The following is a 16492-nucleotide window of genomic DNA, read 5'->3' as shown; positions in this document are numbered from 1 at the left end:
TGTAGTTCCCCAGCCGCTTACCGTCAAATAGCCATTTCGATGCTTTTATCGAAGCTGCTAAGAATTTCACCAGCTCATCGCGATGACTACTTGCCCAAGAACTACGCACATTCACCGAGTTAAACTGGAAATACGGTATCCAGTCAGACACAGCGCCCAGATTATTTAGCCCAGCATCTTCCGCCATATAGTTATGCGGGTCAGTTTGCATGGCTGCATCAATTTCCCGGGACATTAATTTCTCATGGCGCGGGGGAACAACGCTCGCCTCAACAATAACGTAGTCTTGCGGATATTTCAGTCCAACTCTTTCCAGAATATCAATGAAAAGAGATGACGTTCCGCCACTCAAGGCAGAAACACCAAGTACTTTACCCCGCAGATCGGACAACGTTTTTATTTCTGGCTGAACTATTAAAGAATGAGTTGGCCTATTAACATTCCCGCCGACCATTCTTAAATCTCCACCAGCCTCAACATTATGAATTACATGCTCTGGTGAGCCAATACCAATATCAACCTCTCGGGCTTTCAGAGCCTTAGTTAATGGGTCAATGCCACCGTACACTATGATGGACACATCCAGACCAACATCTTTATAAAAACCCTTGTCTACCGCCGCCCAATAGGGAACATAAAAAAAGGCGGGCACAACAATACCCAGTCGAATACCTCGATTCATACTACCTTCCTTTTATAAATTATTTAGCCGACAACAAGCGCCCATACCCATAAATTGGGTCATTGACGTCCAGCGTTCTTAAACAATGCCACAGAGCAGCTGTATTACTTGTAATCACTGGCTTCCCCAAACTTGCTTCCAACGCCTCGACAACTTCGGCCGTTTGCACAGCCGTACAACTGAGCAAATATCCATCAGCTTCTTCTATCCGACTGTCTTCGGCAAATGATTGCCACCGCTCCGAGGATATAGCCATCATCTCCTCAACATTAGCGCACTCAATACTCTTCAGGCCGACAATATCAAAGCCAGCGTCACGCAAGAAACCAGACTCTCTTAAATTTATATGTTCTGGATACGGAGAAATCATGACCAAGCGGCTAACGCCTAAAGCTCGCAACGCAGATGTAATGGCTTGGGATGTTGCGACGACTTTACATCCTGAAGTCGACTCTAAGCGGCTGACAACCTCGGCTTCCAAGGCAACGCTGTAAGTTGAAACAGCAGTGCAATGAAACAGCAGAAGCTGCGGATCCACGTCTTTCAACAGCCGCGCGGCTGACTCTACGTCAGACACCATCGCCAGCAAATCGGCCTCGGTCGTCCCAACAAGCCCCAGACGGGTCCAGTGCAACGAAACGCCTTCTGGCACCATGGCTGAAAACTGAGGCTCGGCAGCCCGATTTCCTGAGGGCAAAACGACCCCGATTCGAGCTCTGGTCCCATAATTTATTCGGTTTTTAACGATTCGTTGCATATAGAAGTCAGCCCTTAAATCAGATAAAAAGTATCCGTTCAAACTCCACTACTGCGGAACCTTTGAGTAGACTTCACGCCGCAATATTTCTGCAAAGGCCTCTGGCGTTCCACTTGACTCAGAAACAAGCCCTTGCCACTTTTGCAACGTCTCGATGTGTTTCTGAACAATGGGCTCCGCATCTTTCGTACCGCCTTGCTTCATAATGTCTGCCGCTACTGCTTTAGGCTCTGCGCCTTTGAACTTTCGCATTGCCTCTTGATATTTCTCATCAGGCTTCCACATTACGACCCCCTTCTTTACAGCCGCCTCGCGAGCTGCTTGCTGATCTTTTGAGTAAGCTGCCGTAAGCATAGGCAAATGCTTCGGTATTAAAGTCATCAAGGTCTTTTTATCTTCAGGGCGCAGTTTTGCCAAAGAGTCTTTATTAAATACAAACTGGCCAATCCCGTGATAGCTGCCGATAGGTTCATCGACAATACCCTTCACCATATTTATTAAGCCAAGGGTATTCAACCAAGAGAGCGTGCCGACAGCACAGTCAATCATCCCTTGCTGCATAGCAGCTGGGATCTCGCTTGCAGGCAGAGCAACCGATGTAGCGCCAAACGCATCTACCATCCTGGCAGCAAAGCCGCCAGTGACACGTACCTTTTTGCCTTTCAAGTCTTCAAAACGTTGAATTGGTTGGGCGCACATCATGTGCCAAGGGGATGCACCAATCCCCCCCAGCCAAACGGCATTGTATTTATCTAGATCCCCCTTGCATTCTGGGCAATTGATCATCATTGTCTCGTTTGTAGCACCCGTCGCAGCCCAGAAGTCCCCCGAGAAAGGCAGCAATTCGGGAAGCATTGCCACATAAGGAATTTCGCTGGCATTTAGAGTCGGGATAATAAACCCGCCGTCAACGACGCGATCCCGAATTCCTGAAATAGTTGCCTGGCCCCCAAGCATTTGCCCACCTAAAAAAACTTGCCCTTTCACTCGGCCATTGGTCTCTGACTCCAACTCATCAAAGAAGGCCTTAATCCCCTTAGACTCGACTGCCAATGGAGGCATAAACGAGTTGTATCGCAGTGTTTGGGCAACCCCTTGGGTACACAAACCAAGCATTCCAACAAGCCCAAGAGCTCCAGCCACTATTTTTTTAAATCGCATCTTAGTCTCCTAATAATTATTGAATTTTTTATAAATCAAAGGTGTTAAACCCCTAACATACGTGGCAGCGCCAGCGTAATGTCCGGAAAAATCACCATAACCACTATCAACAATAAGTCTGCTATCAAGAACCAAGCAACCCCCTTATAAATCACCTTTAATGGGACGTCCGGTACCAAACCCTTAACCGCAAACACATTCAAACCAACTGGTGGTGTCATTAACCCAATCTCGATCAACTTAACGATTAAGACACCCATCAACACCATATCTAACTGCACTTCTCTAAAAACCGGTATTAAGACAGGCAGCGTAATAAAAAGGACGCCCATCGGATCAAGGAACATTCCCAAGACCAAATAAATCCCAATCACAATCGCTATCACAACCAACGGGTTCACACCCGAACTCGCCATGATTTCTGAAATATAGTCAGGCAAGCCGCTGAAGGTCATAAACTTAGCCAACAAAACCGCGCCAATGACAATAAAAAATATCGCAGCTGTGGCCGTTAACGTTTCCACTACCGCCGCCTTAAACTTCGACCACGTCATTTGCCGGCGCACCACCGCCAAGACCAAAGTCAGCGCAGCACCAAAAGCACCTGCTTGCGTTGGCGTGACTATGCCCGCATATAACGCCCCAATAACGCTCAACACCAGCGCCGGCAAGGGCCAAGTACTCGATAGCGCTTTAAATCGCTGAGACCAGTTCGCATCCACAGAAATACTTGGCGCCAAATTCGGGTTTAACAAAACCCTGACAATAACAACACTCGCAAACACAAGTGCGGTTAGTATCCCTGGAATAACTGCAGCAACGAAGAGAGTAAGAATTGAAACTTCCGAAAAAATTCCAATCAAAATCATTATTACACTCGGGGGAATCAAAGAGCCCAGCGTGCCTGCCGACGCAACGACGCCACAGGCCAAGCCGTCGTCATACCCATAACGCTTCATCTCCGGTAATGCAATTCTGCCCATCGTCACTGTCGTCGCAAGACTTGACCCGGATGCCGCAGCAAAACCAGCACAAGCAAAGTTAGTTGATACTGCTAACCCCCCCGGCAACCAAGAGAGCCATAAGCGTGCTGCATCAAACAGGCTAGTTGTCAACCCTGAATGAAAAGCGAAACCACCCATTAATAAAAACATCGGAATGGCCGATAGCTCCCAGCTCGCAACGGTATCGTAAGCCGTATGCCCCAACATGCTATACGCGACATCAACATTGACCAAAGTAGCGATTCCACCAATGGCCACCATCGCCAGCGAAAGGCCGATAGGCACCCTAATAGATATCAGTGCCAAGGCTAGGCCAATACCCAAAAAACCAATAAAAATCGAGCTCATGAAAATGCCTTTGCCGAAATCCCTGCTTTATGCATATCCGGCCGACCTTGCCTCGCGGAAGAGTTAACAGAGGTGCTGCCATCTAAACAAGACTCAGTATCTTTATCTCGCTCACCCATAAAAACAGCTAAAAGTGAAGCGATCGATTGAAGTGCTATCAGTACGCCAGCAACAACCGGGATCCATCTCGATGGCCATGCAGGGATAAAATAACTAGCTGTTTGAATCTGTTCATTCAATGCAGTCATGTGACGAGCTTCTACACCACATCGCCATGCCAGCAGAACTCCAAATACACACATTAGAATCGCCGTTACGCACTTACAGAATCGCCGGAAGGGCTCACCGGCATTTTCTGTAAAAATACCTGCAACAATATGTTTATCTGTAGCCTGCAAATAAGCTAGGGGTAAATAAACTATCGCAACCATGTAGTACTTAGACACCAACTCGATCGTGCCCTCTAGTGGTTTACCTAAAACACTGCTAGCAAAGACGTCAATAACGATATGCGTAACCATAAACAACAGGATTAATGCCGCAAACAACTGTGTATATTTATTCACGCTATCCAAAAGATAGCTTTTCTTTCCAATGCTCATAGCGTCTCCTCAAGCAGCTCTAGCACCAAGCAAAAACTCACCAACCATCACGGCCTGCCATATTTTTATTGACAGAATTTTCTTAAAATTGATATAGCCGCTCTGGATTTTCTACGAAAATTTTATGCCTAGTTTCTACATCGGGAACCCATGTAAGCATCTGGTCCAACAGATCGGTTGTATTGGGCATTACACCTTTAAAAGAGACATGCGGCCAGTCGCTTGCCCAAACCAATCTATCATCACGGCATTCTATTAATGCTTTTATATATGGGACCATATCCTCATAAGGCGGAGGCAAAGCCGACATCCGATACCCGCATGACAACTTCACCCAACACTTCCCGGTTTCAAGCATCCGAAGCAAAGCCTGAAAAGCCGGTTGATCCAAACCCAAACCCGGCTTTATTGAGCCAACATGGTCAATAACAAAGTCCGTCGGCAAGCCACAAAGCGTGTCGGCCATCTCAACAAGGGGGGCTCGCCCGCCGTCATCCATAACGTGCAGCTGAACGTGCCAGCCTAAATCGGCGATTTTTCCGGCAAGTTCGGGCATCTCAGATATGGGCACAGCACCAGCATGACCGATGTTGTAACGAACACCCCTTGCCCCCTGATCATGCATTACTTCCAACTCCGCTTTAGTCACTGTCGACCTTAGTGCAACAATGACTCTTGCGGGCATCCCTATCTCTTTTGCTGCTTCGAGGTGCCGACGGTTATCAACACCATAACCACTCGGCTGGACCAATACAACGCGGTCCACGCCCAACACCCCTTCGACTGCCCTCAATGTGCTTGGTAAAGCTTCGGGCACGTCAAAAGATCGCGTTTCAGCCACGGGATACACGCTATCGGGTCCATACACATGAACGTGACAATCAACAGTGCCTGGCGGGCAGATCAAATTTGGACTACGCGGTTCGGGACTAGGAGGCTGACAAAGCTCTCTCTGAACAGGTTGCGTGCTCATAGCAATCGCCTCCTACTCGAACCATTTGTCATCAAACAGCTCGTAACCTACTTCTTTGTTCTTTTCTGAATAACCATCAAATGGGCGCCCCTCACTATCGACCCGGGCAAGGATATCGTCATCCGGATCTATCGCTGCGCCAATGCGCAACATAACTAATGGCTCTTCTTCTTTCGCAATAAATCGATAGAACGCCCCGCTGGGTACCAGTACGCAATCGTTGACACCGACCTCTTTACGCTCTTCATTTGGTCCAAAAAAAACAGCCCCACCTTGAAGCACCACAAATACGTGATCCTCATTGGTGTGAGCATGAATTTCATTCTCACCACCACTTGCGTAGGTTTTCAGAACCACATTCATATAGCGAGAGGCACCCAGCACCTGATTCGTTCTTCCCGCCTTTGGAAGGCGGGCTCGAATATGAAAGAAACTAGGGGTTGTTTTTAGTGCCATCTCTCGCATGGCCTTATCCCACTCCGCTGCACTGTTCGCGATTGGGGCAACATATTTTTGGTCTGTCGTTGACATGTCTTCTCCTCGTACTCTCTTCTTATCTAGCAACTCATTGATAGCTCAACGTTCCTAGCCGAGACTTCATTCTAAGTGTCTGCTACTATCAGTCAACATGAATTTGACTATTCTCTGTATTCAAAAAATGAATCTAGAAAAAATAGACCTAAATTTGCTGCTCACATTTGAAGCCTTGTTTGAAACACGAAGCGTTTCAAAAGCAAGTGAACGTCTAGGCATAAGCCAACCCTCAATGAGCCACGCACTAGCAAAAATGCGTGAAGCGCTTAACGACCCGTTATTTGTGCGGGTAAAAAATGAAATGCAACCAACGCATAGGGCGATCAGTATCGCAGTAGCAGTGCGTAAAGTACTTGCCATAACTAGAGGCGAAATATTCTTAACGCAATCATTTGATGCACAACGGTCAAACAAAACATTCACTCTTTGCATGACTGACATTGGCGCAGCATCTTACTTGCCCGCAATCGTCAACCAAGTGATAAAAGCAGCGCCTAACGTAACCATACGCACAATCTCACCTATCGTCGAAAAGCAAACTGAAGGGCTCGAGTCCGGTCTAGTTGACTTGGCAGTAGGGTACTTCCCCGACATCAAACATGCGGGAATTTTTCAGCAAAGACTCCTGCGCAATACAGGTTTCTCTTGCATTGCAAACAAAAACAATCCACACATAAAGAAAGGTCGACTGACACTTGAAACATTTCTCAATGCCAAGCATGTTTCCGTTCGGACGGAGGGCCGTAGTCAAGAGGTGATCGAGAACGCGTTAACAGGCCTGGGGCTAAAGCGCCAAATAATGTTGACGGTACCCCATTACCTAAGTCTTTTGACTCTTGTTTCCAACACAGAACTACTCGCCATAATCCCCAATGACTTAAAAGCCGCATTCGAAGCTCAGCTACATGTGCAGGTCTGCGCCTTACCGTTCAAATCGCCAACTGTCGAAATCAAACAAATCTGGCACAAACGGTTTCACAAAGACCCTGCAAGTCAATGGATACGAGACGTGGTGCGACAAGCCCTAAAAGAAAGCTAAATAATTAGCCTCCATAACTGCGTAACGCCGACCGGATCAAAGCTTCTGCTTCCAACTGGCTGAAAACGAAAGCAAATTAAGACTCACAAAAGCGCCATAAAAAAGAAAGCCCGCTTAATTGCGGGCTCCTCTGGTTATTAGCAACAACTATAAATTAGTGTTGTCTAAAACGGAATATCGTCATCCATGTCGGCCAGGTTGGCTGCTGGCGCAGCCTGCGGTGCGGCCGGGCGTGGCGCTGCCGGGCGCTGCTGACGCGGTGCGGGCGATTCAGAGCCGAAGTCGGCGCCGCCACCCATATCGCCACCATCGCGGCCGCCGAGCATTTGCATTTGCTCGGCAACAATTTCGGTGCTGTAACGATCGGCGCCGGTTTCTTTGTCTTGATATTTACGTGTCTTGATACGGCCTTCGACGTAAATGGAACGGCCCNTCGGCGCCGGTTTCTTTGTCTTGATATTTACGTGTCTTGATACGGCCTTCGACGTAAATGGAACGGCCCTTTTTCAGGTATTCGCCGGCAATTTCGGCCAGACGGTTATAAAACACCACACGGTGCCATTCGGTTTCTTCGCGCTTTTCGCCGCTATTGCGGTCTTTCCATTGCGATGTGGTCGCGAGCGACACGTTACAAATGGCCGCCCCCTCAGGGCTGTAGCGCACTTCGGGATCGCGCCCGAGGTTACCCACCAAAATCACTTTGTTTACTGAAGCCATCTAAACCCCCAATCAATAAATTTCACAGCGCCATTATCGTTGAATCGACACCAACGAAACAGCAAAATACGTAGTAATGCGAACGCATATTTTTGTCTTGGCCGGCAGGTCAAACTGCTGGGCCAAGCAGGCCAGACACGCGGCGTCCTACCGTCGTCCCAAAATCTGGCTTACGCCCCGTTACGAAAACCGCGTGCGGTTAAAAACCAGACAAAAGTCAGCACCGCACACACCAAAAACACGTACGACGTGTTGCCCGCCGCCGCCAGAACCCCGCCCAGCGACGCCCCGGCAAAAACGCCCAGCGACTGCGCGGTGTTGTAAAAACCAAGGGCCAAGCCTTTGAATTCGGGCGGCGCGACGCGAGACACCAACGACGGTTGCAAGGCCTCGAGCACGTTAAACGCAATAAAGAAACCGATAAGCAAAGCCACCATAGGCACAAACTGCTGACTGGCCCACGGTAAAAACGCCAGCACCACCACCAAGCCGGCCACGGCAACTTCAAGGGCGACCTTATGCGCGCGTCGTGTCTCGGTATAAAACACCGCCGGCACCATCAGCACAAAAGACAACAAAATCACCGGTAAATATACTTCCCAGAGCCGGGAAGAATCGTACCCGCCCAGCCGCGCCAAAATGCCCGGCACCACCACAAACATGGCCATCAGCACAAAATGCAGGCAAAACACGCCAAAATTCAGGCGCAGCAAATCGGCATGCCGCAAAACGTCGGACGCCTTGGCCTGCACAATGGGCTGCATCGATTGCGGCGCAGCCGGCACTAAAAAGGCGGCAATCAGCAGGCACACAAACCCAAGCAAACTGATCGCCCAGAACAGCCCCGACAACCCGAACTCGCCGACAAGCACCGGCGACAACACCAGGGACACGGCAAAAGATAAGCCGATCGACCCACCCACCATGGCCATGGCACGGGTGCGCACTTCGGGTCGGGTAGCGTCGGCCACCCAGGCTGTAATCGCGGCTGAAATAGCCCCAAGCCCCTGTAACACCCGCCCGGCAATAATCCAGTTAATGTCGGACGCCAGCGCGCACATGATCCCGCCGGCGACAAACAACACCATGCCAGCCACAATAACGGGTCGTCGGCCGAAACGGTCTGAGGCCATGCCTAAGGGTATTTGCAAAAACGCCTGGGTTAGCCCGTAAGCGCCCAGCGCAAGCCCCACCTTGACCGCATCGTTACCCCCGGGGATGGACAAGGCAGCCACAGCAAACACCGGGGTCAACAAGAACAACCCCAACATGCGTGAAGCAAATAAAAGGGCCAGCATGATGCTGGCTTTACGCTCGGTGGCGGTCAGTTTCAGCTTGACCCGCGGCGGTTTAACCGTTGCGGCACCAGAGTTAGCCATAAATACTCATTTAATAAAGACGGGCACAGCGCGTTATAGTAGCAAGTTAGCCTTCGAAAAACCTTAATGGACCAGATGGACGCAATTCGCATCCGGGGCGCCCGCACCCATAACCTCAAAAATATCTCAGTCGACCTACCCAGACACCAGCTTGTTGTGGTCACCGGGCTGTCGGGTTCGGGGAAGTCATCGTTGGCGTTCGATACCTTGTATGCCGAAGGGCAAAGGCGTTACGTCGAAAGTTTGTCGGCCTACGCTCGGCAATTCTTGCAGTTAATGGACAAACCCGACGTCGATCTGATCGAGGGGCTGTCGCCTGCAATTTCTATCGAACAAAAGTCGGCCGGGCATAACCCGCGCTCGACGGTGGGGACCATTACAGAAATTCACGACTATTTGCGTCTATTGTACGCGCGAGTCGGCACACCATACTGCCCAGACCACGGGTTACCCTTGCAAGCGCAAAGCGTCAGTCAGATGGTCGACAAGGTTTTAACCTGGCCCGAGGGCACACGACTGGCCATTTTGGCGCCGCTGGCGCGTGCACGCAAAGGCAGCTTCGAAGACGAATGCGCCGGGCTTCAGGCCCAAGGCTTTGTGCGGGTGCGCGTCGATGGCGAAATGGTCGAAATCGATCAACTCGGCCCCCTGAAGAAAACCGAAAAACATAGTGTCGATGTCGTCATCGACCGCATCAAAATCAAACCGGAAAGCCAGCAGCGTCTGGCCGAGAGCTTCGAAACCGCCCTGAATCTTTCAGACGGACGAGTGCTGGCATTGAACATGGATACCGACGAAGAGTCGGCCTTTTCCAGCCGGTACGCCTGCCCCGTATGCCAACACAGCCTGACTGAACTCGAGCCGCGCCTGTTCAGTTTCAACAACCCTGTGGGGGCATGCCCAAGCTGCGACGGCCTGGGGCATGTCGACTTTTTCGACCCCAAACGGGTGGTGGCCTTCCCCGAACTCAGCCTGGCCGGCGGCGCGATTGCCGGCTGGGACCGTCGCAATGCCTTCACCCATGCCCTGCTGGCCAGCTTGGCCGCGCATTACCAGTTCGACATCGACACGCCGTTCGAAACGCTGGACGAACGATTGCAAAACATTGTGTTGTACGGTTCGGGCGAAGAAGAAATCGGATTTTTTTACATCAACGAGAAAGGCCGCAGCAGCGTCAAAAAGCACCCTTTCGAAGGGGTCATTCCTAATCTGGAACGACGCTGGCGCGAAACTGACTCCGGCGCTGTACGTGAAGAGCTGGGCAAGTACCGCCACACGCGCACCTGCCCCAGTTGCCACGGCTCGCGCCTGCGCCCCGAAGCGCGCAACGTACTGATTGGCAACGAAATCGGCGAAGCGCAACGTATGGGCCGCGCCATCTATGAGGTCGAGGCGCTACCGCTGTCCGATTGTCTGGCGTGGTTCCAGGCACTACAGCTATCGGGCTCGAAAAAAGAAGTCGCCGACCGCATCGTGCGCGAAATTGAAGCCCGACTTCAGTTTCTGAATAACGTAGGGCTGAGCTACTTGTCACTTGACCGCAGCGCCGACACTATTTCTGGCGGCGAGGCGCAGCGCATCAGGCTGGCCAGCCAGATTGGTTCGGGCCTGACCGGCGTCATGTATGTACTCGACGAACCTTCCATTGGCCTTCACCAACGCGACAACGACCGCCTGATCGCCACCTTGCAACACTTGCGCGATCTGGGCAACAGCGTCATTGTGGTCGAACACGACGAAGACATGATTCGCGCCGCTGACTTTGTACTGGACATGGGGCCCGGCGCGGGCGAGCATGGCGGTCAGGTCGTCGCCAAAGGCACCCCGCAAGCTCTGGCAGCCGACCCAGCCTCGCTGACCGGTCAATACCTGACTGGCGCAAAAAAAATTGCCATCCCTCGGCGTCGGCCCGTTGACCCCGAAGGCACATGGCTAAAAGTGCTGGGCTGCACCGGCAATAATCTCAAGTCCGTCGACCTGGCCATCCCGGCCGGTCGCCTGGTGTGCATTACCGGGGTGTCGGGGTCGGGCAAATCAACCCTCATCAACGATACGCTCGCCACAGCAGTAGCGCGCGACCTTCACCGCGCACAAACCGAACCCGCGCCATTCAGCCACCTGGAAGGCCTGACGCATTTTGACAAAATCATCAATGTCGACCAAAGCCCCATCGGCCGCACCCCCCGCAGCAACCCGGCCACGTACACCGGCATGTTCACGGCGATTCGCGAGCTCTTTGCCGGCGTGCCCGAATCGCGCACACGCGGCTACGACCCCGGCCGGTTTTCATTCAACGTCAAGGGCGGGCGGTGCGAAGCCTGCCAGGGCGACGGCGTCGTCAAGGTCGAGATGCACTTCTTGCCCGACATGTATGTGCCGTGCGACGTCTGCAAAGGCGAGCGATACAACCGCGAAACACTCGACATCCGCTACCGGGGCCGCAATATCAGCGAAGTGCTGAACCTGACGGTGGCGCAGGCGCTTGAATACTTTGACGCCGTCCCCACCATCGCGCGCAAGCTCAATACACTGATTGATGTCGGGCTGTCGTACTTACGCCTGGGCCAAAGTGCCACCACGCTTTCGGGCGGCGAGGCGCAACGCGTCAAGCTTTCGCTTGAGCTGTCCAAACGCAGCACGGGCAAAACCTTGTATATTCTCGACGAACCGACAACAGGCCTGCATTTTCAAGATATCGCCCTGTTGCTCAAGGTGCTTCAACAGCTGGTAGATGCGGGAAACACGGTTGTCGTTATCGAACATAACCTCGATGTCATCAAAACCGCCGACTGGCTGGTAGACATGGGGCCCGAAGGCGGCAATGGCGGAGGCCGCATTGTGGCGCAAGGCACGCCGGAAGATATAGCGGCACACCCGGAAAGCCACACCGGCCGTTACCTGGCACCGCTTTTAAAACGATAAGGCACATGGCAAAAGATACCCCGGTCTGGCATAAGGTCAAGCAATCGAAAACGCATGGCAACGGTGTGTTTGCCGCCCGCAATATCCCCGAAGGCACGTGTATTTTTGAATACACTGGGCAAAAAATTTCACCCAACGAGGCCGACGAACGCCACCCGACCAACCCGGAAGACCCATTTCATACCTTCTTTTTTGCGCTAAGCAGCGGCAAGGTCATTGATGGCGGCGTGCGCGGCAACGACGCCAAATGGATCAACCATTCTTGCGCCCCCAACTGCGAAGCGCAAGAAAACGAAAAAGGTACGCGGGTATACATCGTGGCCCTGCGCAACATCAAACGCGGCGAAGAGCTTTTTTACGACTACGGCCTGGTGCTTGACGGCCGCCTGACTAAAAAACGCAAGCTTGAATACCAATGCCTGTGCGGTAACGACAACTGCCGTGGCACCATGCTGGCATTAAAGAATAAACAGAAGGCACAAAGGGTCTGACTGTATTGGCCCAGTAAATACCTGCTCAGATGATAATTGAGGAAATCACCATGAGTATGAAGATGGAAGACGAAATCAAACGATAGACAGCCAAGCGAGACATGGAAAGCGCTTTGCGTGCCAACCCGTTGGACGTCAAAAGCAGTACGAGCGCCAGATCGAAGATCTCCTGCAAGCCTACGGTGAAGCCATGCTGGAGTTACGGGCACGAAAAAAGTTGCAATCCCTGTTGGGCGAGGGCGAGAAATAATGGGTACCGTCTAGCAGGGAAGGACTGAAGATGGCGTTGACATTCCAATTGCCAAACTGCGCCAATGGTTTGGTGTCCCTCGACGCACGGTCTATTACAAACCCGTTAAATCAACGCCGAAGGTTGATCCGAAGTTTGCTGAACCGGTCACAAAGGCCATGATTTAAACGTCCCCGTCGAACGTTGAACTACATCAGCCACAGGTCGCTTATATTCACCGGCCGGATGACCGGTAAAAATCGTCGGCCTGAATCCATGCCGGTTATCCAATATTTCCAATAAAGCGTGCCTCGCCTCGGACGTCATCGATGACGACGCCCACCACTAACGCTAACACGCCCAATAGCAACTGCTAGTGTATTACTTAAATCTAGCAAAAGACTCAGCCAAACCTTCCACTGCCCGCCTGAATAACAGCACATCGCTGCTAACTGCAAACACGCTGTAGCCCCACTCACGATAGCGCGCCACATCATCCATCGTACCAGCAGCGATACCCAACTTGAAGCCACACTTTCGGGCTCGTTCGCCAATTTTCTTTATAATGTCTTGCACAGCAGGCGCGCGCACCTGCCCCAGGTAACCCAAACTGGCGGCCAAGTCGCCAGGGCCAACAAACAACGCATTGACCCCTTCAACCGATCCTATCTCTTCCAGATGAGCCACGGCTTCTATTGTTTCAATCTGCGCAATCACGGCAATGGCATCATTGATAAATTCAAAATAATTTTCGATACGGCCATAACCGTTATTACGGTGATATGCAGAAGCCCCTCGGATACCATAGGGAGGGTAACGAGTAGCTCGCACGGCATCTTTTGCTTGCTGAGCCGAATCAACGCTTGGGATCAACAAACTACGAAAACCAATATCAAGCAGGCGTTTGATCTCTACTGGGTGATTTTGAACAGGCCGAACGACGGCAGGCACACCCGAAAACCGGATGGCCTGCAGTTGGCCCAACAACGTTTGCACATCATTGGGCGCATGTTCGGTATCAAACAATATCCACTGAAAAGACTTGTTCTCGGCCACAATCTCGGCCAACAACGGGCTGGCCAAGGAGCTCCAAAACCCTAGTAAAATCTCATCGCTTCCTAAAGTGGCTTTAAAAGCATTTTCAGCTTCCAACATCTCTGTTTGACTCACCGCGTCCCCACCCTTTATGGATTAACATGCTCTTCACGGTAAAGATTCAGATGCTTCATCGCTGGCGCATCTGATACCGAGTATAGATAAGCGTCTTCCGTACCACTCAAGTTTTCATGACGGTGAGGCGCACCATTCGGAATCACGAACATGTCGTTTGGCCCCCATTCCAAAACGGTATCACCTACATAGGTGCGCCCATGACCTTCCAGACAGCAGTACGCAGAACTGCTAGTGTGGCGATGCGCTTGCGTAGCTTCGCCAGGACGCAGCAACTGAACATGGAAGCTTGTGGTTGTGGTAACTGCCTTGCCGTTAATGGGGTTCACATACTCAAGAATAATACCGTCGTAAGGGCTTCCCTTCATGTGGCGCATACGGTTCAACGCTGCCTTGGCTTCCGACCAACGATAAACAAACATCGGTGAACCCGCACTGCGCCCTCGCTCGTGGTTGATAAATGTCGGCAAAAAGCCACCACTGCTATAAACCATAGTAGAGTAGTTATCTGGCAATGTTAGCCTCTGATACTCTTTGCGAGTCTCTTTTCCCGAGTCATCTTTTTCAAAGTACTCAAACTCAAACTCGCTAACTGCCAGATTCTCTACCAATGGCAAATCCAGAACATCCACCCAAATAACAGGCTCATCTCCCTCGTTGCCGTGGTCATGCCAGGTGCCCGCGGGGGTAATAATGAGATCACCACGGGACATCGTGCATTTCTCGCCCTCAATCGTAGTAAACCCGCCCGCCCCTTCCAAAACAAAACGGCTTGCGTTCGAAGTATGACGATGCACAGGTGCCAGCTCGCCAGCGTTATAAATAGAACAACTTAAATACAGCGTATTAGTTGAGTGATGCTTATGACGCGCACCTGGATTCGACATAATAATCACGCGCCGATCTGCATCTTGCAGGGTAATGTTCTTACTCACTTCCCCCATAAGCGGTTTAAGCACATCCCAGCGCCATAAATGAGGTACAAAGCCCTTTTGCAATTGGGCACCTTCAACCTCATTCACTATCTGCCACAAACCAATAAAGCTATTTGCCGCCGCCTGCGCGGCAATTGACTCTTTAATGCCTTCCATAAAACCCCCACTTTTCGGCGCAAACCGTTATTCTTTCAATCGACTAAACCTGAGTTCTCACCCACTCCACCAAACTGTCCGCAATTTCCTGATCAATCGTTGCGGGAAAGCACCCGCTGATTCCAATTGCACCAATTGCTTCACCGCCGTGGTTCTCACCAGCCTCCACCTCTAGCTTGATGGCTGCACCGCCCTCGGCCAACATCCAATCGTTGCGGGCGTTGTATGAAGCAAGCGTAGTGCCGTACAAGGGGCGATCTTTCTGAAGACGGGCGAACATAGCACCCGTACTGGTTTTAAATGCGCTCGCCAAACGTGCTTTACCCAACGCGAACTCGGGGGTTTGCCAGCTGGCGTCGGCGTGGCGCAGTACGCTAACGGTACGGCCCGACCCATCAACCAACGCACAGGAAATATTAAAGCCACGCTTGGTACCTTCTTCAATTGCCTTGGCCGAAATTTTTGCTACTAACTCGTGATTCAATTTCATACTTACTCTCCTTTATTCAAAAAATGGCCAAGTGATGCTGGCTTCGGCGCCTTAATAACGCGCTGATGCTGCTCTCCCAACCCCTCAATGCCTAAACGAACTTCATCGCCGACGTTCAAATATTGTGGTGGCTTCATACCCATACCCACCCCTGGAGGCGTTCCTGTGACCACCACATCACCAGGTAACAGGCGCATAAAATGGCTCACGTAACTTAAAAGCACGGCGCAATCAAAAACCATGGTCTTGGTATTGCCTGTTTGCTTGCGCTCACCATTAACGTCAAGCCACATCGACAAGCTCTGTGGGTCATCAATCGAATCAGCGGTCACCAGATATGGCCCTAAAGGGCACGAGTTGGGAAAGCCTTTCCCCTTATCCCATGTGCCGCCAAGCTCGAACTGAAATGCACGTTCGGAAACATCATTTGCCACGCAATACCCAGCCACATGCTTTAAAGCGTCAGTTTCCGATACGCAATCCATCTCGGTACCAATTACCACCCCCAACTCGATCTCCCAGTCAAGGCGAGTTGAGTGGGGTGGCTTGATGATTGGGTCATTCGGACCGCACACACTGCTCACTGCCTTAATAAAAACAATTGGCTCTTGCGGTATAGGCATGTTCGACTCAGCCGCGTGGTCGGCATAATTCAAGCCAATCGCTATCACCTGACGAATGCCCTTTACTGGCGCACCTATTCTTACATCACCCTCTACAATCGGGGCTTTATTAAGGTCTATCTCGTTGAGTTTTGATAGCCCAGAGGGTGACAAATTTGCTGGAGTGATATCCGAAACATGAGCCGACAAGTCTCGTATCTTGCCATCTTGACCCAATGCCCCTGGACGCTCTTGCCCCGGCGCCCCAAAACGTAACAACTTCATTCTAGATATCCTTATT

The 16492-nt window shown here is 51.3% G+C and carries 15 protein-coding genes and 2 pseudogenes; 4 read left to right on the top strand and 13 right to left on the bottom strand.

What is annotated here, in order from left to right:
- The 7 genes from PuT2_RS14605 to PuT2_RS14575 form a co-directional block, all read right to left on the bottom strand.
- Positions 1–682 (bottom strand): ABC transporter substrate-binding protein (locus tag PuT2_RS14605; protein WP_254047024.1); only part of this gene is annotated, 682 nt, incomplete at its 3' end.
- A gap of 19 nt (positions 683–701) precedes the next feature.
- Positions 702–1481, bottom strand: a complete 780-nt coding sequence (locus PuT2_RS14600) for a hypothetical protein (protein WP_254047023.1) — start codon at positions 1479–1481, stop codon at positions 702–704.
- Between the two features lie 6 nt (positions 1482–1487).
- Positions 1488–2600 carry a TRAP transporter substrate-binding protein DctP gene (gene dctP, locus PuT2_RS14595; protein ID WP_093971725.1) on the bottom strand — a complete coding sequence of 371 codons (1113 nt, stop codon included), beginning with the start codon at positions 2598–2600 and terminating at the stop codon, positions 1488–1490.
- 44 nt (positions 2601–2644) lie between these two features.
- On the bottom strand, positions 2645–3952 hold the full coding sequence (locus tag PuT2_RS14590; protein WP_093971724.1) for a TRAP transporter large permease: 1308 nt from the start codon (positions 3950–3952) through the stop codon (positions 2645–2647).
- Entirely contained in the window at positions 3949–4554 is a 606-nt protein-coding gene (locus PuT2_RS14585; protein WP_093971723.1) for a TRAP transporter small permease, read from the bottom strand. Before PuT2_RS14585 ends, PuT2_RS14590 begins: the two co-directional genes overlap by 4 nt.
- Before the next feature lie 82 nt (positions 4555–4636).
- Positions 4637–5461: an amidohydrolase family protein gene (locus PuT2_RS14580; RefSeq protein ID WP_256387495.1), complete on the bottom strand. Its 825-nt coding sequence runs from the start codon at positions 5459–5461 to the stop codon at positions 4637–4639.
- Between the two features lie 78 nt (positions 5462–5539).
- Positions 5540–6058 (bottom strand): cupin domain-containing protein, encoded by a 519-nt coding sequence (locus PuT2_RS14575; RefSeq protein ID WP_093971721.1) that lies wholly within the window; start codon positions 6056–6058, stop codon positions 5540–5542.
- Positions 6059–6155: 97 nt separating this feature from the next.
- On the opposite strand from PuT2_RS14575, the gene PuT2_RS14570 reads away from it, so the two are divergent.
- Complete coding sequence (locus tag PuT2_RS14570) at positions 6156–7100, top strand: LysR family transcriptional regulator (protein ID WP_254047021.1); 945 nt, start codon at positions 6156–6158, stop codon at positions 7098–7100.
- A gap of 164 nt (positions 7101–7264) precedes the next feature.
- Here PuT2_RS14570 and ssb read toward each other — a convergent pair.
- Both ssb and PuT2_RS14560 read right to left on the bottom strand, forming a co-directional pair.
- Positions 7265–7817 (bottom strand): annotated as a pseudogene (gene ssb, locus PuT2_RS16245) (single-stranded DNA-binding protein).
- 170 nt (positions 7818–7987) lie between these two features.
- Positions 7988–9196 (bottom strand): MFS transporter, encoded by a 1209-nt coding sequence (locus PuT2_RS14560; RefSeq protein ID WP_093971720.1) that lies wholly within the window; start codon positions 9194–9196, stop codon positions 7988–7990.
- 75 nt (positions 9197–9271) lie between these two features.
- On the opposite strand from PuT2_RS14560, the gene uvrA reads away from it, so the two are divergent.
- The 3 genes and pseudogenes from uvrA to PuT2_RS16240 all read left to right on the top strand — a co-directional run.
- Positions 9272–12118 (top strand): excinuclease ABC subunit UvrA, encoded by a 2847-nt coding sequence (gene uvrA, locus PuT2_RS14555; RefSeq protein WP_093971719.1) that lies wholly within the window; start codon positions 9272–9274, stop codon positions 12116–12118.
- Positions 12119–12123: 5 nt separating this feature from the next.
- A complete protein-coding gene (locus PuT2_RS14550) occupies positions 12124–12609 on the top strand; it encodes an SET domain-containing protein (RefSeq protein WP_093971718.1) in 486 nt (161 codons plus the stop codon).
- 92 nt (positions 12610–12701) lie between these two features.
- A pseudogene (locus tag PuT2_RS16240) lies at positions 12702–12859 on the top strand (DUF1153 domain-containing protein); the annotation flags it as partial.
- A 360-nt stretch (positions 12860–13219) separates the two neighbouring features.
- On the opposite strand, the gene PuT2_RS14535 reads toward PuT2_RS16240, so the two are convergent.
- From PuT2_RS14535 to PuT2_RS14520, 4 genes are read right to left on the bottom strand one after another with little or no spacing between them, the layout of a single operon-like run.
- A complete protein-coding gene (locus PuT2_RS14535) occupies positions 13220–14008 on the bottom strand; it encodes an HpcH/HpaI aldolase/citrate lyase family protein (protein WP_254047020.1) in 789 nt (262 codons plus the stop codon).
- Between the two features lie 14 nt (positions 14009–14022).
- Positions 14023–15099, bottom strand: coding sequence for a cupin domain-containing protein (locus PuT2_RS14530; protein WP_093971716.1), 1077 nt, complete (start codon positions 15097–15099; stop codon positions 14023–14025).
- Positions 15100–15142: 43 nt separating this feature from the next.
- Positions 15143–15589: a heme-binding protein gene (locus tag PuT2_RS14525; RefSeq protein WP_093971715.1), complete on the bottom strand. Its 447-nt coding sequence runs from the start codon at positions 15587–15589 to the stop codon at positions 15143–15145.
- A 2-nt stretch (positions 15590–15591) separates the two neighbouring features.
- Complete coding sequence (locus PuT2_RS14520; protein WP_093971714.1) at positions 15592–16476, bottom strand: fumarylacetoacetate hydrolase family protein; 885 nt, start codon at positions 16474–16476, stop codon at positions 15592–15594.
- Positions 16477–16492: the final 16 nt, after the last annotated feature.

Source organism: Pusillimonas sp. T2, from assembly GCF_002236805.1.
Classification (GTDB): domain Bacteria; phylum Pseudomonadota; class Gammaproteobacteria; order Burkholderiales; family Burkholderiaceae_B; genus Neopusillimonas.
Note: the sequence above shows the minus strand (reverse complement) of the source record. Positions and strands in the feature narration are given on the sequence as shown.